Below are 18,250 nucleotides of genomic sequence, written 5' to 3' on the forward strand. Positions count from 1 at the left end.
CCGCCACGGGGACCGGAGGTTCGTCCGCCTCAGTGGCTGAGGCGGACGAACCTCCGTACAGCCAGGGGGAGGAACACCGCGATCAGCGCCACCGGCCAGAGCACCGCGAGGAGTTCGGCGTGTTCGGCGGCCCAGGAGCCCGTGGCTCCGCCGGGGTTGCCGAACAGGCCGCGGACCGCCGTCGCGGTGGCGGACATCGGGTTCCACTCGACCACCGTGCCGAGCCAGCCGGGCATCGACTCCGGCGAGGCGAAGACGTTGGAGAGGAAGCCCACCGGCCAGACCAGGATCTGCACCGCCTGCACCATTTCCGGCCTGCCCGCCACCATGGCGAGGTGGATGCCGACCCACAGCATCGCGAACCGCAGCAGGAGCAGCAGTCCCAGCCCGGCCAGGGCGGCGGCCGGGCCGTTGTGCCAGCGCCAGCCGAGCGCGAATCCGACGCCGGTCATCACGGCGAGCGCGGCCACCGACTGGAGCATGTCGGCGGCGCTCCGGCCGACCAGGACCGCGCCCGAGACCATCGGCATGGAGCGGAAGCGGTCGACGACGCCCTTGCCCAGGTCCTGGGTGACGGCGAGCATCGTGCCCTCCAGGCCGAAGGCCATGGTGAGCGCGAGCATGCCCGGCACCAGGAACTCGGTGTTGTCCCCTTCGACCCCCCGGCCCCCGCCGACCAGGTAGTTGAACATCAGGAGGAGCATCACCGGGAAGACCAGGCCGACAACCACCTGGACCGGCTGACGCGCCCAGTGCGCCAGTTCGCGCCGGGTCATCGTCCAGGAGTCGGCCAGGACCCAGCCGATGCCGCCCGCGCCCGCCGTCGCCGTACTCATACCGCCACCGCCGTGTTCATCGCCGCTTCCACTCCGTCGCCGGGGCCCGTGAGGGCCAGGAACACCTCGTCCAGCGTGGGACGGCGCACCGCGATGTCCTCCGCCTCGATGCCCGCCTCCTCCAGCGCCCGCACGGTCCGCGTCAGGGCAGCCATCCGGTCCGGTGCGGGTGCGCTGAGCAGCCGTCGGTCCGTGTCCGCGGTGGCTCCCTCACCCAGGAGCCGGGCCGCGTCGGCCAGCCGGCCCGCGTCACGGACGACCACGTCGATGCGGTCGCCGCCGACCATCGCCTTGAGCCGGTCGGCCGTCCCCTCCGCGATGACCCGGCCGCCGTCGACCACCGAGATCCGGTCGGCCAGCTGGTCCGCCTCCTCCAGGTACTGCGTGGTCAGCAGAATGGTGGTGCCGCCGGCAGCGAGCGAGCGCACCGCACTCCACACCTCTGCCCGGCCGCGCGGGTCGAGTCCGGTCGTGGGCTCGTCCAGGAAGAGCACCTCCGGTTCGGTGATCAGGGAGGCGGCCAGGTCCAGGCGCCGCCGCATGCCCCCGCTGTACCGCTTGACCGCCTTGCGCCCGGTGTCGGCGAGCCCGAACCGCTCCAGCAGTTCGTCGGCCCGTACGCCCGCCCGGCGCGCGCCCAGGTGGTGGAGCCGGCCGAACATCTCCAGGTTCTGCCGGCCGCCGAGCTCCTCGTCCACGGCCGCGTGCTGTCCGAGCAGCCCGATCCTCCGCCGCACCTCGGCGGCCTCGGTGCGCACGTCGAAACCCGCGACCTCCGCCCGGCCCCCGTCGTGCCGCAGCAGGGTGGACAGGATGCGCACGACGGTGGTCTTGCCCGCGCCGTTGGGCCCGAGCACCCCGTGGACCGTGCCGCCGCGGACGGTGAGGTCGAGTCCGTCCAGGGCGCGCTTCTGTCCGTACCGCTTGTGCACTCCTTCGACGACGATCGCGTCGCTCACGGTGCCACCAGCCCTTCGGATCATGTAGTCAAATTTGACTAGCAAAGCGAAAGTAACGCCGCTCGCGTCATTAGTCAAACTTGATCAGACAGGATCGCCGGGGTCGGGGACCCCGGTGGCGTAAGGGTTGTCCTGCCCTTCGGCGAGCACTCCCACGAAGGGCTCCCCCTCGCCCGCGAAGGTGTACGCCCCGGCCTCGATGCGTGCGATCAGGCCCCGCGTCCACTCGGCGCCCGCGTCGGCCGAGTGGACCCACAGATTCATGATCTCGCCGATGTGCCCAAGGGATTCAGGGCCTTCGGTGGGCGTGTAGTACCCCGTGACCGACGCCCGCCAGGCCTCGATGGCGGCGACCCGCTCATGGAGCAGCGCCACCGCCTCGGCCCGTTCCAGATCGACGACGAAGCCGATGCCCGCCGAGAGCACGTCCATGCCCTGGTCGTACGAGACCAGGGCGGCACGCAGCAGCGACAGGAACTCCTGGGTGCCCTGCTCGGTGATCTCGTACTCGGTGCGGGGCGGGCCGCCGGCCGTGGACGGGGCCGTCTCGTGCGCGACGAGCAGTCCCTGCTTCGCCATCTGCTTGAGCGCGTGGTAGATCGAGCCCGGCTTCGCGTTCGACCACTCGTGCGCGCCCCAGTACTCCAGGTCGTTACGGACCTGGTAGCCGTGCGCACGGCCGTGCTGACGCACTGCGCCCAGGACCAGGAGCCGGATCGCGGACATACCACCCACCCTTTGTGTTCAGCTCCGCCCAGCGTAGCCCGCCTCTTCCGCCACCAGCTCGAAGGCCGTCCTGCCGTCCAGCGCCTCGCGGATGATGTCGGCGTGCCCCGCGTGGCGGCCGATCTCCTCGACGAGATGCACCAGCAGCCAGCGCATGGAGCAGCGCTCGCCCTGCGGGAACCAGGGGGCCTCGGGCAGCGGGAAGGTGTCGTCCATGCTGTCGACGTCCTGGTGGATGAAGGCCTCGGTCTCCATGGCGACCTTCGACCAGAACTCCAGCATCTGCGGAATCGTCTCGGCACCCACGAGCCGGAAGCTGTCGGACCAGTCGGCCTCGGTCCGCGCATTCTCGTTCGGCAGCTGCTGGGCCATCCGGAGCCAGTTCAGCTCGCCCTCCGCGACGTGCTTGAGCAGCCCGGAGAGGGAGAGCGCGCTGGCCGTGGGACGGCTCGCCGCCTGTTCCTCGGTGAGCCCGAGCAGGGATCGCCGGATCGCGCCGCGCTGTGCCTCGACGAACGCCAGGAGCGCGCCGCGCTCGTCGCCGGAAGTCTCCGCGGGAACATGAGTGACCATGATGTCTGCCTTCGGTGGTACGTGTCGGTGGTGCGCGCACCGACAACGTACGGAGCCATCAGGTCGGAATCCGTCCTCAACCCGCGACGCTCAGAAGGGAAAAGCTGTTCGCCCGTGCTGGATCGACATCCACCTCTGCGTGGTGAACGCCCGGACGGCCGCCTCGCCGTTCAGACGTCCCATACCGGAGCCCTTCTCGCCCCCGAAGGCGACCAGCGGGTCGTCCTGCACGGTGGAGTCGTTGACATGGAACATCCCGCTCACGACGCGCCGGGCGAAGCGCACCCCGCGCTCGGCGTCCGCCGTGTGCACGGCGCCGCTCAGCCCGTACGGACTGTCGTTGGCGATCCGTACGGCGTCGTCCTCCCCGTCGAAGGGAATCAGCAGCGCCACCGGGCCGAGGATCTCCTGCTCCAGCAGCGGTGAACCGTCCGGCAGTCCGGTCAGCACCGTCGGTCCGACGAGGTTCCCGCGGGTACGGCCCCGTACGAGCGCGGTGGCCCCCTGCGCGAGCGCCTCGTCGACGAGCGCGGTGAGCGCGTCGGCCTGGAACTCGCTGATGACCGGGCCGATCCTGGTGTCCGGGTCGCGTGGGTCACCCGTCCTGAGGGTGCGCACCTCGGCGGTGAACCGCTCGGTGAACTCCTTCTCCACGGACCGGTCCACCAGGATGCGGTTGGCCGCCATGCTGACCTGGCCCTGGTACAGGAAGCGGCTGAAGACGGCGGCCCGGACCGCGTGCTCGATGTCGGCGTCCTCCAGCACGACCAGTGCGCTGTTGCCACTCAGTTCGAGGATGGTCTTCTTGAACAGCCCGGCGGCGGTGGCCGCGACATGGCGGCCGACCCGGTCCGATCCGGTGAACGAGATCACCTTGGGCACGGGGTGGTCGATGAACGTGTCGCCTATCTCGGCGCTGTCGGTGATCAGCACGTTCAGCACCCCGGCGGGCAGCCCGGCGTCCTCGAAGATCCTGGCGACCAGGCCGCCGCCGACGATGGGGGCGTTCTGATGGGGCTTCACCACCACGGCGTTGCCGAGGGCGAGAGCGGGGGCGACGGTCTTCATCGTGACCAGGAAGGGGAAGTTGAAGGCGCTGATCACACCGATGACGCCGACGGGCAGCCGGTAGACCCGGTTCTCCTTGCCGTCCGCGGCCGCGGGCAGCAGCTGTGCCTCCGGACGGAGTGTCTGGCCGGCCGCGGCACGGAGGAACTCCTGCGCGGCCCGCACCTCGTACTCGGCCCTGAAACGGGTGCCGCCGAGTTCATCGATAATCATCTCGATGATTTCGCCGCTGCGTTCCCCCACGAGGCGCACGGCGTTCTCCAGTACGGTCCGCCGCGCATAGGGACCGGCTTCGGCCCAGGTGCGCTGAGCGCGTTCGGCCGCCCGGTAGGCCAGATCGACCTCGGCCGCGGTGGCCACGGTGACGGCGCAGAGCTTTTCGCCGTTGTAGGGATTGAAATCAATGATGTCCCACGAGCCGCTTCCGGTCAGCCACTCGCCGTCGATGTACTGGCGGGCCAGTTCATTGAAGAAGGACATGCAATCCCTTACTGCAGGCGCAGACTCCTGTCGGTACGTCATCGTACTGGCGAATCAGATGAGTTGGAGAAGACCGCGAAGAAGATCCCGGCTCTCTTCGGCTCCCGGACTGTCCGCGTGCAGACGAACCATGGCCCTTTCGTACTGGGCGACTTCCTCCGCCTTGTCCAGATAGAGCGCACTTGTCAGCTGCTCCAAATAGACAATGTCCGACAGATCGGATTCAGGGAATCGCAGCATCGTGAATGCCCCGCTCTCGCCGGCATGACCGCCGAAACTGAAGGGCATCACCTGAAGCGTGATGTTGGGCTGTTCCGACATGTCGATCAGATGCCGCAACTGCGCACGCATCACTTCGCGGTCACCGTAGGGACGGCGCAGCGCGGCCTCGTCGAGCACGGCGTGGAAGCGGGGGGCGCGCTCGGACACGAGTGCCTTCTGGCGCGCCAGCCGCAGCGCCACCCTGCGGTCGATCTCGGCCGCGGGGGCACCGCGCATACCGCGCGAGACGACCGCGTGGGCGTAGGCCTCGGTCTGCAGGAGGCCGTGGACGAACTGGACTTCGTAGATCCGGATGAGCGATGCCGCTCCCTCCAGACCGATATACGTCTGGAACCAGCCGGGCAGCACATCGCCGTAACTGTGCCACCAGCCCGCCACATTGGCCTCGCGCGCCAGGCCCAGGAGCGAGTCCCGCTCCGCCTCGTCCGCGACTCCGTACAGCGTGAGCAGGTCCTCGACGTCCCTGGCCTTGAAGCTCACCCGTCCCAACTCCATGCGGCTGATCTTCGATTCGGAGGCGCGGATGGAGTAGCCGGCCGCCTCACGGGTGATACCGCGGGACTCGCGCAGCCGCCTGAGCTGCGAGCCCAGCAGGATGCGCCGCACCACAGATCCACTCGACTCGCCTGCCGACACTGGTCCAACCCTCCCCATCGCTTCCCGTACACCCGGGGCCCCCGAACCCAGGAGCCGGATTCTGCCACCAAAACGCTTCAGCCCGTACTCATTCGATTACGGAAATGGCAAGAGTTCCGGAAAGCTTCCCAACTTGGTACCGGAAGAAATGACCAAGAACCGGCACGCTACAGGGCAGGTCCGGCACGTGCACGTGCATCTGCCCTTGCATCTGCTCTGCGCATTCGGAACCATGGGCCTCGCGCACCTGCGTTCACGTTCGTGTTGTGCCGCTGTACCCAGCAGTGCCGTTACCAGCAGTGCCGCTACAGCCGCGAATCCGGGGAGTGCCTCGCATGGGGACGAATGGATCCACGATGCTCGAGCCGTTACGGCAGGGGCTTCCACCCATCGACCCCTCGGCGGTCTCGGGTTCGGCCTCCTGCTCCCTGCCGGCCCGGTTCGAAGCGGTGGGCGGGGCGCGCAAGTTCACCAGGACGACGCTGACCTCCTGGGATCTGGGCGACCGGTTCGACGACGTCGCCCTGGTCGTGTCCGAGCTGGTCACCAACGCCCTGCGCCACGCCCTCCCGGCCGACCAGCCGCGCGGACGGCACGATCCGGCCGTACGGCTGCACCTGATGCGCTGGACCTCCCGGCTCGTGTGCGCGGTGCGCGACCCCAGCGAGGAGAGCCCGGTGGCGGGCGAGGCACCCGACTCGGCCGAGTCCGGCCGCGGGCTGTTCCTGGTGGAGTCGTTCAGCGACTCCTGGGGCTGGCACCCGTCCCCGGCACTCGCCGCGGACACGCACGCGGGCAGAGCCGGGCGGGGCAAGGTGGTCTGGGCCCTCTTCCGGCTGTCGGACACGACCGACCGGGGCTGCGGCTCGATGGACGGCGTGTCCCGGAAACGGCAGCTGATGGACAGCGCGGTACCGGAAGCCCTGTAGGACGGCACACCGCGGGTCGGCGTCGCGCAGAGCGCCACACCGCGGGTCGGCGTCGCACGGAGCGGCGCGCCCAACGGGCGGCGGACGTACGGACGTACGTTCAGCCGCCCGTCGCCAGGTGGTCGAACTCCCCGTCCTTGACGCCCAGCAGCAACGCCTCTATCTCCGCCGGCGTATAGACGAGCGCGGGCCCGTCGGGGTGCCGCGAGTTCCGCATCGCCACATTCCCTCCGGGCAGTTTCGCGAACTCCACGCAGGACCCCTGGGAGTTGCTGTGTCTGCTCTTCTGCCAGACGACTCCGCGGAGCTCTGTGGCCGCCATGCCGTTGTACACGTGGTGCACAGGACGCTCCCCGAGTTGCAAGGTGCAAGTGTCAACTAGCTCGGATCATAGCTGTGTTCATATGCCAATGCATGAGCAGATGCACGTGCACACGGGGTGCGCGCGCGATTACAGAATTCCTCGATCCGCACGCCTCCCCATACCGGCGCACCTATAGGAGTGAGACGAACGGTGGGGCGATTTGGCTCCCGAATCCAGGAGGCGCTCCGTTCTTCCCCTGGTAGCTTGGCGCGGGCTCCGGGCCGTGACTCACCGAGGGGGAACTCCGTATGGACAGGTTCGTACGCTCCGGCGCCGCCGTCGCCGGGCTCGTCGCGGCACTCGCGCTGAGCGCCTGCGGCAGCGACGAAACGACCGGCGAGGGCCCGGCCGCGGGCTCCGGTTCCGAGCGGAGCGCGACGCCCGGCCAAGACGCGGGCAGCGGGTCCGGCGGCGTGGGAACGACAGAACTGGACGGCACCTGGACGGGGACCTCCGACGGCCGGGCGGTCGTCCTGTCCATCGCCTCGGGAAAGGTGGCGCTCGTCGCCGACCAGCATGTCTGTCAGGGCGACGTGAAGGACATGGGCACGTTGACGCTGGCGTTGACCTGCCCCGACGGGAACACCGACCGCGCCATGGGGGCCGTCGAGTCCCACGACGGCAAGAAGCTCGTCATCGCGTGGGACGGCGGAGCCGAGGACACCCTGACCAGGACCGATCCCGGCAAGCTGCCGACCGGACTGCCGGAGATCCCCGCCCCCTGACGCGCCGGCAGCCCCGGCACCCGTCCGGGCGGCGGGCGTCCGGGCGGGCTCCCTCAGACCCTCCGCTTGCCCGCGGGCCCGTCCAGGCCCCGCGCGAAGTCCTCCAGGGCCTCGAGCAGCATGGCCGCTCCGCTGCGCACGAAGGCGTCGGGCGGCGGCGCCGCTCCCCGGCGGTCCTCCGGGGCGTCCCAGCCCGCGAGCACCTGACGCACCGGTTCCCAGTCCGGCACGCGGCGCTCCCGCACCGCCTTCGCACCCTGCTCCGTGACCCGCCGCAGCGTGGCGGCCAGCTCCGCCGCGCCCGGCACCGGGGCTGCCGTGCCCGTCGGCAGGTGCGCCTCCAGCAGCATCGTGACCCGGCCGAACTGGGAGAGCGCGTGCTGCGCCTCGTCGGCGGCGGCACGGGAGATGCCGCGGTGACGGACCGGTTCGTGCCGGGCGGTCGCCAGCGCCTCCTGCCAGGCGACGCGCGCCTCACGGGTGGCGAGCAGGGCCTTGCGCACATCGGCGTTGCTCCTGGCCGCCGGATCGGCGTACCCGTCGAGGACGGTCGCCGCGTACCGCGCGTCCGTGACCAGCCAGCGGGCGAGCCGGTTGCGCAGCCGCGGGGTCTCCCAGGCCGGGTAGACGGCGTACGAGACCATCGCGAGCAGGCCTCCGGCGAGCGTGAGGACGACCCGTTCGAGGACGGTCTGCGACCAGTCCTCGCCCGCCATGCCGAGCAGGAAGACGACATAGGCGGAGACGCAGGCCTGGCTGACCGCGTATCCGGTGCGCATCAGCAGGTACATCAGCCACGCGCAGATCACCGCGAGGACGGCGGCGAGCGTCACGCCGGGCTCGACCGCCTGCACGAGGCCGGTGGCGAGGGCCACCCCGACGACGGTGCCGCCGAACCGGGCCACGGCCCGCGAGTAGGTCTGGGAGAAGTCCGGGCGCATCGCCATCACGGCCGCCATGGGGGCCCAGTAGCCGTGGCCCAGGGGCAGCGCGGCGCCGAGGAGGAAGCCGAGGGTGGCGACCGCCGAGAGCCTGACGGCGTGCCGCAGGACCGGCGACTCCCTGCGCAGCTCGCGGCGCATCGCCGCCAGCGCCACCGGGACGAGCCGCAGCAGGCTGGGGCGCCGCCGGGTGTCCGCGGTGTGCCCGGCGGGCTCCCGGGTGCCCGCGCCCTCGGCGATCTCGATGACGTCCGCGAGCAGCGCGTCGAGCCGGTCGGCGGCACGGCGCGGGGGCCCGGCCAGGATCACCTCGTTGTCCGGGGTCCCCAGGACTCCCAGGTCGGTCGCGGCGAGGTGCACCGGCTCCCCGTGCCGGACGGCCCGGGCCGCCGCGTCCAGCACGGATCCGGCCGCGCCGAGCAGTTCATTCACCCAGACGCGCTCCAGCCCGTCCCCGGGCACGCCCAGTGCCGGGTCCGCCAGGGAGGCGAGGACCGGCCGCAGCCGCTCGGCGACTCCGCGGGCGCCGTGCAGTTCGACGGGGAGCCGGCGGGCCTCGCGGGGGGTGATGGCGGCGGCGCTGCGGGCCGTCATCAGCGGTACGGGGTCGAAGGGGGCGACCGGGTCGTGGCGCAGCCGGCGCGCGTAGTCGGCCTCGGCGGCCAGGGCGTCCGCGAGCGCGTCGCGCTGGGCGCCCCACCTGCGTACCGGGAACAGCACGATCAGGGCCGCCTGGACCAGCCCGCCGAACGCCATCATCGCGGCGTGCGCGGCGGCGTCGGCGACGGAGCCGGGGAGGGTGATCGTGACCAGCATGATCGCGACGTTGGAACCCGCGAGGATGCCTGCCGTGGGGCCCACCGCCCAGGTCATCCCGGCGACGAACGTCCAGACCGCCAGGAGGACCAGGAACACGACGGGCTGGGTGATGCTGACGTAGCCGACGAACGTCGACACGGCGAGGCTCGTGCCGGAGATCAGGGCGAGTACGGGCCGGGGGCGCCAGCTGCGCTCGAAGGTGGCGATGGCCGCCTGGAAGGCCCCGAACGCGGAACTGGCCGCGATCACCGGTCCGAAGAGGGCCAGGGAGAGCCCGACGACCAGGGCGAGACCCGCGGCACCGCGCAGGGCGACCAGCGGTTCGAGTCGCTGTCGCTCGATGCTCAGACCCGAGCGGGCGGTCCCCTTCAGCGCCCGGAGCCAGCTCATGGGGCGAGCCTAACCGCATTCCACCACGAGCCGGACTTATGCCACTCGCACTTCGCTAGCGGGTTATTCCGGGCCCTCTCCCGCCCATGCTGGCCCGGTCCGCCGCCGCCGTGCCGTGGTCCCAGCCCTCGGCGTCCGTCGCTCCGCGCACCCGGCTGGTGGTGGTCCGGGGGAACATCCGCTCGGCGGCGTCGGTGACGGCGACGTCGCGGGCCGCGAGCACCGGCAGCAGGCCCTGTGCGGGGGCCTCGCCGCCACGGCCCGCACGGTCGCCGGTGTCGGCGGCGGCGGTGACCCGGGCGGTGTCCGCCGCGAGCCGGCTGCCGAGGCGCTGGGCGTACGCCATCAGGAAGGACTGCCGGAAGGTCTTGGTCCGCTTGCGTCCGCCGGCCCGCTGGCCGGCCTCCGCCTTCGTCATCGCGGCGGTGCCCTGCACCAGGAGAGAGGTGAAGAGCAGTTCCACGGCCTCCAGGTCCGGTTCGAAGCCGACGACCGTGGTGAAGCCGAGATCGCTGTTCCACACGGCCCGGCAGCGGTTCGCCGAAGCGACCGCGTCGAGGAGGATCGCCTTGGCGCTCTCGTACGGGGCGTCCACACCGATCCGGCAGGCGCCCGGCGTCCCGCCGGCGTGCGTACGGGCGGCGAGCAGTGCCTCGTCGATGCTGTGCCGGGCCATCAGCTCCTGCGCCTTCGTGGTCAGCGCCTCCGCCTCCTCGGGGAAGCCGGTCGCCTCCGCCTTGGCGAGCAGGGCCCTGATCCGGGTGAGCATGCGGGGTTCGCCGTGGGCGGGCGGGAGGTGCAGGCCGTCGGCCGCGGTGCCGGGCGGCGGGCCGACCGGTTCGATCACCGGGAGCCGCAGCAGCAGACGGTACAGCTCCAGCAGCGCGGAGGCGTACGTGAAGCGGTCGGGCCGGTTGCGCGGCTCCGGCGCGGGCAGGGCGGCGAGCTGGTCCGCCCAGCGCGGGGGCAGTCGACCGTACCGGGCGGTCTCCGCGGTGATCAGCGCGGAGGCGAGCGCGGCCCCCGTCGCGTCCAGCTCCCGCCGGACGATCCGCACGACGTCGGCCGGCTGCCAGCCCCGTGACCAGGCGCGCCGGACGAACTCCTCACCGCGCCGGTGCAGCTCCTCGTCGGCCGACGGGTCGGCGGCGAGGAGGGAGGCACCGACATCTAGGCCCTCGTCGCCGTCCGCGTAGAGGGCCGCCGCACACGCCCGGTCGATCACCGATTCCATCAGGTCAGGGTAGGCGGCGGCCGTTGTCCGGGTGCTCCCCGGGGAGCAGCACGAGCTTGCCGCGGACGTGTCCGGTCTCGCTCAGTTCCTGGGCCCTCGCCGCATCACGGAGCGCGAACGTCTGCGCGACCGGGATCCGCAACTCGCCGACGGCGGCCAGGGCCGCGTGCTGCGCGAGCCGTTCGCCCTCGTTCGCGGACACGCCGGCCCCCGCCGAGAAGGCCACGCCGTACGTCGCGGCGTCCGCGTCGGCGATGGTGACGATCCGGTCGGTGCCGCCGCGCAGCTCGACCGAGTCCGCCAGCGCCCCCTTGCCCGCGGCGTCGAACACGGCGTCCACGCCCTGCGGGGCCGCCGCGCGCACCCGCTCGACCAGCCCCTCCCCGTACGCCAACGGGACCGCGCCGAGCACCCGGAGGTGGTCGTGGTTGGCGGGCGACGCCGTCCCGATGACGGTGGCGCCCCTGGCGGTGGCCAGCTGGACGGCGGCGGAGCCGACCGCTCCGGCGGCCCCGTGCAGCAGCAGGGTCTCACCCGCGCTCACCGCGAGCTCGTCCAGCACTCGTGCGGCGGTCGCCGTCGCGACCGGCAGGGCGGCGGCCTCCTCCCAGCCGAGGCCCTCCGGCCTGCGCGCGACGGCAGCCGCGTCCGCCAGTACGTACGTCGCGTACGCGCCGGTCACACTCCGGCCGAGCACCTCGTCGCCGACCGCCGGCTCCGTGACGCCCTCCCCCGTCTCGTCGACGACTCCGGCGAACTCGCTGCCGGGCGTGGCGGGCAGCGGGGTGGGGAAAGCAGCTTCCATCCAGCCGTTGCGGATCTTGTAGTCGACCGGGTTGACCCCGGCGGCCCTGACCGCCACCCGGATCTGCCCGGGCCCCGGGTGGACGTCGTCGACCCGGGTGAGACGCAGCACCTCGGGGCCGCCGAACTCCTCGTACACGATCGCTTCCATCAGCGTCTCCTCCGCGCTTCCCCCTCGTCCTCGGTACGCGCCGCGCGTCCCGTGAGAATCCTCGCGGCTGTCGCACGCGACCGCTCGGCGAGCGGGGGCACGTTGTCAGTGACGGGTGCCAGACTCGGGCCATGACCGAACGCTGGGCTGTGGCCTCCACGGAGGCGGGCGGCGCACTCCTGGTGCCGCTGGAGCGCGACGGCCTGCCCGCCGGCCCCGTCCTGGCCGAACCCGACCTCGTCGAATCCGTCCGCTCCCGCCCCGACGTGGCCCGGTGGGTCTGGCGGTCGACCGCCGACATCTACCCCCGGCTGCTCGCCGCGGGCGTGCGTGTCGAGCGGTGCTACGACATCGAGTGCGCCGAGCTGCTGCTGCTCGGCCACGAGGGACGGCTCGGGGAGCCCCGCTCCGCCGCCGCGGCCTGGGCCCGGCTGTGCAACGCCCCCGTACCGCCCGATCCGCCGCCCCGCTCCGCGGAACCGGGCTCCCAGTCCTCCCTCTTCGAAGCGCGGGCCGGCACGGACGTGCCGTTCGAGGCACTGCTCCAGGTGTACGCGGAGCAGACGCGCCGCCACGACGCGGCCGAGCACCCGGGCCGGATGCGGCTGCTCACGGCCGCCGAGTCGGCCGGGATGCTGGTCGCCGCCGAGATGAACAGGTCCGGCCTGCCCTGGCGGGCCGATGTGCACCGTGCGGTTCTCGGTGAACTCCTGGGCGAGCGCTACGCGGGCGGCGGCGAGCCCCGCAGACTGGCCGAGGCCGCGGACGAGGTGTCGGCGGCCTTCGGCCGACGGGTGCGCCCCGATCTGCCCGCCGATGTGGTGAAGGCCTTCGCACAGGCCGGCATCAAGGTGAGATCGACCCGTCGCTGGGAGCTGGAGGAGCTCGACCACCCGGCGGTGGAGCCGTTGATCCGCTACAAGAAGCTGTACCGCATCTGGACGGCCCACGGCTGGGGCTGGCTCCAGGACTGGGTGCGCGAGGGCCGTTTCCGCCCGGAGTACCAGCCGGGCGGCACGGTCAGCGGACGCTGGACGACCAACGGCGGCGGTGCCCTGCAGATCCCCAAGGTCATCCGGCAGGCGGTCGTCGCCGACGAGGGCTGGCGGCTGGTCGTGGCCGACGCCGACCAGATGGAGCCGCGGGTCCTGGCCGCGATCTCCCGCGACCGGGGGCTGATGGAGGTGGCCGCCCACGACGGAGACCTCTACAAGGCCCTGTCCGACCGGGCGTTCCAGGGCGACCGCGAGCACGCCAAGCTCGCCCTGCTGAGCGCTGTGTACGGGCAGACCTCCGGCGACGGCCTCAAGAATCTGGCGGCGCTGCGGCGGCGGTTCCCACTGGCCGTCGCCTATGTGGACGACGCGGCGAAGGCGGGCGAGGAGGGCCGTCTCGTGCGGACGTGGCTGGGCCGTACGAGCCCGCCCGCGGCGGGGGCGGGCGAGGACGGGGAGGCCGGCATCCCGCAGGAGAGCGAGGGCCCGCCGCCCGCGGAGAGCTCGGAGGAGTACGGGTTCACGCCGGGGTACGCCTCGTCGAACACCCGGGCACGGGGCCGTTTCACACGCAACTTCGTCGTCCAGGGCAGTGCGGCCGACTGGGCGCTGCTGCTCCTCGCGGCGCTGCGGCAGACGCTCTTCGCCGGGAAGATGCGGGCCGAACTGGTGTTCTTCCAGCACGACGAGGTGATCGTGCACTGCCCGGCCGACGAGACCCCCGCGGTGGTGGAGGCGATCCGGGCTGCCGGGGAGCTTGCCGGGCGCATCGCGTTCGGCGAGACGCCGGTGCGGTTTCCCTTCACCACGGCGGTCGTCGAGCGGTACTCCGACGCCAAGTAGGACCGGCGCCGCCGCAGACGCTCCCGCGCCGGCGCCGGCGCCGGGTGTGGGGCCGCGGGGGCGGGTGATCGCCGAAGGGGTTGGGCGGGCCGGAGCGGTACCCGAATACGGTCCGGTGTCCGCTATAGGCTCCGCCCATGGCGACGCACGAGCACGAGATCACCGAGCCCGTCGACCTCTGCCTGCCCGACGGCTCGCTGAACCCGGCGGCGGTCGGCTGGTCCAGGAAGCCGCTGCACCGGGCGAATCTGCGCGGCTGGGGCCGGACGAAGCGGTGGGAGTACTGGTGCGTGACGACCCCCACGCATCTGGTGGCACTGACCGTGAGCGACCTCGACTTCCTCGCGCTGAACAGCGTCTACGTCCTGGAGTACGGGCCCGGTGGACGCGAGTTCGAGTGCTCCTCGGTCGTCCCCGCGGGCCGTGGAGTACATCTCCCGGACACCGTCGCCGGTGCACCGGGCTCCGAGGACGTGGTGGTCGGTCCCGCCCGGCCGACCGGTGGCAAGGTCCGCGTCGAGATCCGTGACGAGAACGCCGGAACCCGGCTGCGGGCCCGCTGCCTGACGCCGGACCGGCTCCCGCTGGAGGCCGACATCCTGGTCGCGCGGCCGGACGGCCACGAATCGCTCTCCGTGGTCGTGCCCTGGAGCGAGCAGCGCTTCCAGTACACCTCCAAGCACACGGCGCTCCCCGCCGCCGGCCGCGTCCGGATCGGCAGCGAGCTCCTGAAGTTCGGCGGGGGCGACGACGGGACCTGGGCTGTCCTGGACCACGGCCGCGGCCGCTGGCCGCGTACGGTCGACTGGAACTGGGGCGCCGCGTCCGGACGCACCGACGGGCGCACGGTGGGACTCCAGTTCGGCGGGCGGTGGACGGCGGGCACCGGATCCACCGAGAACGGCCTCTGCGTGGACGGTACGCTCACCAAGATCGGCGAGGAGCTGGACTGGCACTGGTCCGCCAACGACCTCCTGGCCCCGTGGACCGTCCGGGCACCGTCGTCGGGCCAGGTGGATCTGACGTTCACCCCGTTCCACAACCGGTCCGCGCACACGGACGCCGGTCTGATCGCCAACCGCACGGACCAGTGTTTCGGCCACTACAACGGCCGGATCCGCACCGACGACGGCACCGAGATCGCCGTGGAGCAACTCCTGGGCTGGGCCGAGGACGTCCGCATGCGCTGGTGACTCCCCCTCGTGCGGCGGCCCGGGTAGGTTTCCCCTCATGCACATAGGCCCTCTACTGGGCTCGGGACGCACCGCCGACGTGTTCGCACTCGACGACGCCTGGGTCCTTCGCCGCTACCGCCACGACACCGACGCCACCACGGAACTCGCCGTGATGTCGTACCTCTCCGCCTCCGGATTCACCGTCCCGCGCATCGGCCCGCCGGCCGGGGAGGCGCTGCCCACGGATCTGGTGATGCAGCGGCTGAGCGGGCCGACCATGTCGGAGGCCCTGCTGGCCGGCGCGCTGACCGGGGCAGAGGGTGCCGAGCTGCTGGCACGGCTCCTGCGGGAGCTGCACGCGATCCCGCCACGCATCTCCCAGGACCCGGAGGACCGGATCCTGCACCTGGACCTGCATCCGGAGAACGTGATGCTGACCCCGCACGGGGCCGTGGTGATCGACTGGCACACGGCGGCCGAGGGGCCTCCCGCACTGGACCGGGCCATGTCCTCACTGATCCTGGCCCAGGTCGCACTCGCCCCGGGCTCCTTCCCGGGCGAGCTCGTCCGTGGCCTGCTCGCCGACCTGCTCTCCCGTCTCGACGCCGACGGCGGCGTCCCTGCCGACGCGCTCGCCCTCGCCCGCACCCGGCGTGCGGCCGACCCCGGCCTGACCGCGCAGGAGACGGCGGTGCTCGACGACGCGGCGGCGCTGGTCACGGAGCTCGCGGGCTGACGGTCTTCCGGGGGGCGTAGCCAGCTGCTCCCGGACACGGCCCGTCACAGGAGCACCGGCACGGCCGAGGGTGCGGGATGGGCCGGGACCGGTGGTCCGCTGTCCCCGGAAGGGCCGGAACGGTCAGGTCGCGTCGGTTGGTCGCTTCGGTTGGTCGCTTCGGTCGGGGAGAGGCCGAGCCTGGTCCGAGGACCGGCCCGAAGGGCGCGCCGACCGTGCCCTCGCCGACGGTCGGCGCCTCGGCGAACGAGGTGTTCGACAGGCCCTCGCCACTCTCGCGCCGTGACGCCGGGACGGCGGGTCCCGCCGGTGTCCGAGCAGCCGGCGCTACCGTCGCGGGAGTCGAGCAACTCCTCGGCGTAGGCCCGCTGTACGTATGTGACAGGTGGCCGTCGAGCACGGAGAGCCGCCGGCCACCCCGGAGGCCGCTTCCCCGGCGGTCCGCAGGGGGCGGACAGTCCGCGGCCGGCCTGCGTGAGCCGCCGGGGTCACCCATGGAGCACGCCGGCCAGCACGACGACCGGGAACGGCCACACCACCACGCCGAGCAGGGCGAACCGGCCCGTCGGGGACATGCCGCGCAGGAACGGAGCACGGTACAGCGCGGTCAGCACGGCGACACCGGCCGCGACCACGCCGGCGGACCCCAGCAGGAACACCGCAGGGGACTCGCCCGAGGCGGCGCCCCACAACGCCGCCATCAGCACCAGGAACCCGAGCATGCCCAGGGCGGCGAGTGGGACGCACCAGATCAGAGCGGTCAGGACGACCAGCCGGGTACGGGCGGGCCCGGCAGGTGGTGCGGGGTCGGGAGCGAGAGGTGCCGGGATCATGCGCAACTGCCCTTCAGTGCCGCGGAGTAGGTGCTTCCACCCTCCGGGAGGCGGCCCGGCGCCGCCATGGGCGCAGATACTCAGACCCCTGGGCCGCGGCACTCGATCCGCATCGGCACGTCAGCCCGGCTCGCCCGTCTCGACCGGAAGGTGCGACGGCCGGCCCCACTCGCTCCATGAGCCGTCGTACACGGACACCGCGCGGTATCCGGCGAGTTCGGCGCCCAGAGCCAGGACACAGGCGGTGACACCCGATCCGCAGCTGACGACCAGGCGTTCGCGCTCACCGGCCAGCGCACGGAAGACGGAACGCAGTTCGTGTGCCGGCAGCATCCGGCCGCCGCGCTGGATCTCACCGAACGGCAGGTTCAGCGCCCCGGGCATGTGACCGGGCCGCAGCCCCGGCCTCGGCTCGGCCCCGTCACCGGTGAAGCGTTCGCGGGAACGGGCGTCGAGTACGGCCGCTCCCGGGTCCGCGAGGGCCGCCGCCACCGCACCGCTGCCCACCAGCATCCCGTCGCGCGGGCGGGCGGTGAAGTCACCGGTGCGCGCCGTGCCGCCGGGCGCCCGGTCCTCCACCGGCCTCCCGGCCGCGGTCCAGGCGGGCAGGCCGCCGTCGAGCACCGCGACCCGGTCGAAGCCCATCGCGCGCAACATCCACCAGGCGCGCGCGGCGGAGTAGATCCCAGCGGTGTCGTAGACCACGACCGTGGACACGTCGTCGATCCCCAGGGTCCGCATCTCCTCGGCGAACCGTCCGGCGCCGGGCATCGTGTGCGGCAGGGGTGCTGTGTGGTCGGACAGCGCCCCGTCGAGGTCGAAGCGCCGGGCTCCCGGAATCCGGCGGCCCGCCCCGCGGTGCGCCCCCACCGAGGCGTCGAGGACGACGACGTCCGTCCGATCGATCCGCTCCGCGAGCCAGTCGGCGCCGACGAGCGGTCCCGGCAGGTCCCCGGCCCCCTCGGTGCCTGCCGCCACGTCCGCCGCCCCCCTGTCGCCGGTGGTTTCCCGGCCGTCGGCCGTCCCCGTGTCGTCGGTCATGCCGCACTCCCCCCGCTGTCTCTCATCCGTCCGTACCCGCCGTGCGCATCAGCGCCACCACACGCCGCAGGTCCCGGTGGCGGAAGTACGCGCCCGAGTCGTCCTGGTAGGCGGGCGGTTCCATGCGTCGCCGCAGCTCCTCGTCACAAGCGTCCAGTCGAGCCCGCTCGGGCTCCCCCTGCATGCCACCGGCCTCCAGGCAGTCGGCCGCACAGCGGTCCACGGTGCGGCCCAGCTCGTCGTGGAGCCCTGTGTCCCGCAGCCGTACGCGCCAATGGGCCACGGCGTGCAGCGCCGCCTCACGACGCGCGCCGTACCAGTGCTCCGGCTGGTTCGGATTGCGCGCGCGTGCGCCCGGGGTACGCGAGCCGCGCCGCTTCGCCTCCACGCGCTCCGCCGCGTACACCCGCAACTCCGCCTGCCATGCGGCGCGACTGGCCTCGATCACACCCAGCGCGCGCAACAGGGCGTTCTCGTCCTCGCGGAAGGGTCCCGCCCTGTGCGCGAGGTAGCTCACCGTCGCCTCGAATCCGAGCGGCCGGTACAGCTGCACGCAGGAGCGGAGCGAGACCACCCGGTGCCCGTACGGCAGGGAGGTATCGCGGACCTTGCGTGCGAAGTTGGTGAAGCCCATCAACGGGAGGCTAGCCGGGTGTTCGGACTTAAGCCCGAGTTAAAAGCGTCTTAAGCGAACCGGACCTCAGGACGCC

18 protein-coding genes are annotated in these 18,250 nt (G+C 72.3%); 5 read left to right on the forward strand and 13 right to left on the reverse strand.

From position 1 onward, the window contains the following. Positions 1 to 29: 29 nt before the first annotated feature. From OG927_RS14855 to OG927_RS14880, 6 genes are all read right to left on the reverse strand, one after another. Positions 30 to 836, reverse strand: a complete 807-nt coding sequence (locus tag OG927_RS14855) for an ABC transporter permease (protein ID WP_056793459.1) — start codon at positions 834 to 836, stop codon at positions 30 to 32. Beyond that, the gene (locus tag OG927_RS14860) at positions 833 to 1,795 is read right to left on the reverse strand and encodes an ATP-binding cassette domain-containing protein (RefSeq protein ID WP_330321321.1); all 963 of its coding nucleotides are present in this window, start codon (positions 1,793 to 1,795) and stop codon (positions 833 to 835) included. Before OG927_RS14860 ends, OG927_RS14855 begins: the two co-directional genes overlap by 4 nt. Positions 1,796 to 1,879: 84 nt before the next feature. Then, positions 1,880 to 2,521, reverse strand: a complete 642-nt coding sequence (locus OG927_RS14865; protein WP_330320289.1) for a PadR family transcriptional regulator — start codon at positions 2,519 to 2,521, stop codon at positions 1,880 to 1,882. An 18-nt stretch (positions 2,522 to 2,539) separates the two neighbouring features. Then, the gene (locus OG927_RS14870) at positions 2,540 to 3,094 is read right to left on the reverse strand and encodes a DinB family protein (protein WP_056793454.1); all 555 of its coding nucleotides are present in this window, start codon (positions 3,092 to 3,094) and stop codon (positions 2,540 to 2,542) included. Between the two features lie 90 nt (positions 3,095 to 3,184). Further along, positions 3,185 to 4,642, reverse strand: a complete 1,458-nt coding sequence (locus OG927_RS14875) for an aldehyde dehydrogenase family protein (protein WP_056793449.1) — start codon at positions 4,640 to 4,642, stop codon at positions 3,185 to 3,187. Positions 4,643 to 4,696: 54 nt separating this feature from the next. Next, positions 4,697 to 5,578, reverse strand: a complete 882-nt coding sequence (locus OG927_RS14880) for a helix-turn-helix domain-containing protein (protein WP_330320290.1) — start codon at positions 5,576 to 5,578, stop codon at positions 4,697 to 4,699. A 338-nt stretch (positions 5,579 to 5,916) separates the two neighbouring features. Between OG927_RS14880 and OG927_RS14885 the strand changes: the two genes are divergently transcribed. Then, positions 5,917 to 6,489 (forward strand): ATP-binding protein, encoded by a 573-nt coding sequence (locus OG927_RS14885; RefSeq protein WP_079099575.1) that lies wholly within the window; start codon positions 5,917 to 5,919, stop codon positions 6,487 to 6,489. Between the two features lie 100 nt (positions 6,490 to 6,589). On the opposite strand, the gene OG927_RS14890 is transcribed toward OG927_RS14885, so the two are convergent. Further along, entirely contained in the window at positions 6,590 to 6,832 is a 243-nt protein-coding gene (locus tag OG927_RS14890; RefSeq protein WP_056793446.1) for a DUF397 domain-containing protein, read from the reverse strand. A 269-nt stretch (positions 6,833 to 7,101) separates the two neighbouring features. Here OG927_RS14890 and OG927_RS14895 point away from each other — a divergent pair, with 269 nt between their 5' ends. Continuing rightward, the gene (locus tag OG927_RS14895) at positions 7,102 to 7,578 is read left to right on the forward strand and encodes a hypothetical protein (RefSeq protein ID WP_056793444.1); all 477 of its coding nucleotides are present in this window, start codon (positions 7,102 to 7,104) and stop codon (positions 7,576 to 7,578) included. 53 nt (positions 7,579 to 7,631) lie between these two features. Here the strand turns inward: OG927_RS14895 and OG927_RS14900 are convergent, their stop codons facing one another. Genes OG927_RS14900 through OG927_RS14910 form a run of 3 tightly spaced genes read right to left on the reverse strand, consistent with a single transcriptional unit; the run spans position 7,632 to position 11,917 of the window. Then, the gene (locus OG927_RS14900; RefSeq protein ID WP_056793442.1) at positions 7,632 to 9,728 is read right to left on the reverse strand and encodes an FUSC family protein; all 2,097 of its coding nucleotides are present in this window, start codon (positions 9,726 to 9,728) and stop codon (positions 7,632 to 7,634) included. A gap of 55 nt (positions 9,729 to 9,783) precedes the next feature. Then, the gene (locus tag OG927_RS14905; protein WP_056793440.1) at positions 9,784 to 10,962 is read right to left on the reverse strand and encodes a DUF2786 domain-containing protein; all 1,179 of its coding nucleotides are present in this window, start codon (positions 10,960 to 10,962) and stop codon (positions 9,784 to 9,786) included. Between the two features lie 4 nt (positions 10,963 to 10,966). Beyond that, positions 10,967 to 11,917 carry an NADP-dependent oxidoreductase gene (locus tag OG927_RS14910; RefSeq protein WP_330320291.1) on the reverse strand — a complete coding sequence of 317 codons (951 nt, stop codon included), beginning with the start codon at positions 11,915 to 11,917 and terminating at the stop codon, positions 10,967 to 10,969. Positions 11,918 to 12,048: 131 nt separating this feature from the next. On the opposite strand from OG927_RS14910, the gene OG927_RS14915 reads away from it, so the two are divergent. From OG927_RS14915 to OG927_RS14925, 3 genes are all read left to right on the forward strand, one after another. Then, entirely contained in the window at positions 12,049 to 13,755 is a 1,707-nt protein-coding gene (locus tag OG927_RS14915; protein WP_056793432.1) for a bifunctional 3'-5' exonuclease/DNA polymerase, read from the forward strand. 137 nt (positions 13,756 to 13,892) lie between these two features. Next, positions 13,893 to 14,948, forward strand: coding sequence for a DUF2804 domain-containing protein (locus tag OG927_RS14920; RefSeq protein WP_056793430.1), 1,056 nt, complete (start codon positions 13,893 to 13,895; stop codon positions 14,946 to 14,948). 37 nt (positions 14,949 to 14,985) lie between these two features. Beyond that, positions 14,986 to 15,666, forward strand: a complete 681-nt coding sequence (locus OG927_RS14925) for a phosphotransferase (protein WP_056793427.1) — start codon at positions 14,986 to 14,988, stop codon at positions 15,664 to 15,666. A gap of 488 nt (positions 15,667 to 16,154) precedes the next feature. Here the strand turns inward: OG927_RS14925 and OG927_RS14930 are convergent, their stop codons facing one another. The 3 genes from OG927_RS14930 to OG927_RS14940 form a co-directional block, all read right to left on the reverse strand. Beyond that, positions 16,155 to 16,499, reverse strand: coding sequence for a hypothetical protein (locus OG927_RS14930; protein WP_330320292.1), 345 nt, complete (start codon positions 16,497 to 16,499; stop codon positions 16,155 to 16,157). Positions 16,500 to 16,619: 120 nt separating this feature from the next. Continuing rightward, on the reverse strand, positions 16,620 to 17,540 hold the full coding sequence (locus OG927_RS14935) for a sulfurtransferase (RefSeq protein WP_408058070.1): 921 nt from the start codon (positions 17,538 to 17,540) through the stop codon (positions 16,620 to 16,622). A gap of 22 nt (positions 17,541 to 17,562) precedes the next feature. Next, a complete protein-coding gene (locus tag OG927_RS14940; protein ID WP_330320293.1) occupies positions 17,563 to 18,174 on the reverse strand; it encodes a hypothetical protein in 612 nt (203 codons plus the stop codon). Positions 18,175 to 18,250 lie beyond the last annotated feature (76 nt).

This window comes from Streptomyces clavifer, assembly GCF_036345975.1.
Classification (GTDB): Bacteria; Actinomycetota; Actinomycetes; order Streptomycetales; family Streptomycetaceae; genus Streptomyces; species Streptomyces clavifer.

What these genes read in the sequence shown, in the direction of transcription:
- OG927_RS14920 (WP_056793430.1), top strand. Translation starts at nt 13,893, where the DNA reads ATGGCGACGCACGAGCACGAGATCACCGAGCCCGTCGACCTCTGCCTG.
- OG927_RS14940 (WP_330320293.1), bottom strand. Translation starts at nt 18,174, where the DNA reads ATGGGCTTCACCAACTTCGCACGCAAGGTCCGCGATACCTCCCTGCCG.
- OG927_RS14930 (WP_330320292.1), bottom strand. Translation starts at nt 16,499, where the DNA reads ATGATCCCGGCACCTCTCGCTCCCGACCCCGCACCACCTGCCGGGCCC.
- OG927_RS14895 (WP_056793444.1), top strand. Translation starts at nt 7,102, where the DNA reads ATGGACAGGTTCGTACGCTCCGGCGCCGCCGTCGCCGGGCTCGTCGCG.
- OG927_RS14935 (WP_408058070.1), bottom strand. Translation starts at nt 17,540, where the DNA reads ATGACCGACGACACGGGGACGGCCGACGGCCGGGAAACCACCGGCGAC.
- OG927_RS14905 (WP_056793440.1), bottom strand. Translation starts at nt 10,962, where the DNA reads ATGGAATCGGTGATCGACCGGGCGTGTGCGGCGGCCCTCTACGCGGAC.
- OG927_RS14925 (WP_056793427.1), top strand. Translation starts at nt 14,986, where the DNA reads ATGCACATAGGCCCTCTACTGGGCTCGGGACGCACCGCCGACGTGTTC.
- OG927_RS14865 (WP_330320289.1), bottom strand. Translation starts at nt 2,521, where the DNA reads ATGTCCGCGATCCGGCTCCTGGTCCTGGGCGCAGTGCGTCAGCACGGC.
- OG927_RS14910 (WP_330320291.1), bottom strand. Translation starts at nt 11,917, where the DNA reads ATGGAAGCGATCGTGTACGAGGAGTTCGGCGGCCCCGAGGTGCTGCGT.
- OG927_RS14880 (WP_330320290.1), bottom strand. Translation starts at nt 5,578, where the DNA reads ATGGGGAGGGTTGGACCAGTGTCGGCAGGCGAGTCGAGTGGATCTGTG.
- OG927_RS14915 (WP_056793432.1), top strand. Translation starts at nt 12,049, where the DNA reads ATGACCGAACGCTGGGCTGTGGCCTCCACGGAGGCGGGCGGCGCACTC.
- OG927_RS14870 (WP_056793454.1), bottom strand. Translation starts at nt 3,094, where the DNA reads ATGGTCACTCATGTTCCCGCGGAGACTTCCGGCGACGAGCGCGGCGCG.
- OG927_RS14855 (WP_056793459.1), bottom strand. Translation starts at nt 836, where the DNA reads ATGAGTACGGCGACGGCGGGCGCGGGCGGCATCGGCTGGGTCCTGGCC.
- OG927_RS14900 (WP_056793442.1), bottom strand. Translation starts at nt 9,728, where the DNA reads ATGAGCTGGCTCCGGGCGCTGAAGGGGACCGCCCGCTCGGGTCTGAGC.
- OG927_RS14875 (WP_056793449.1), bottom strand. Translation starts at nt 4,642, where the DNA reads ATGTCCTTCTTCAATGAACTGGCCCGCCAGTACATCGACGGCGAGTGG.
- OG927_RS14885 (WP_079099575.1), top strand. Translation starts at nt 5,917, where the DNA reads ATGCTCGAGCCGTTACGGCAGGGGCTTCCACCCATCGACCCCTCGGCG.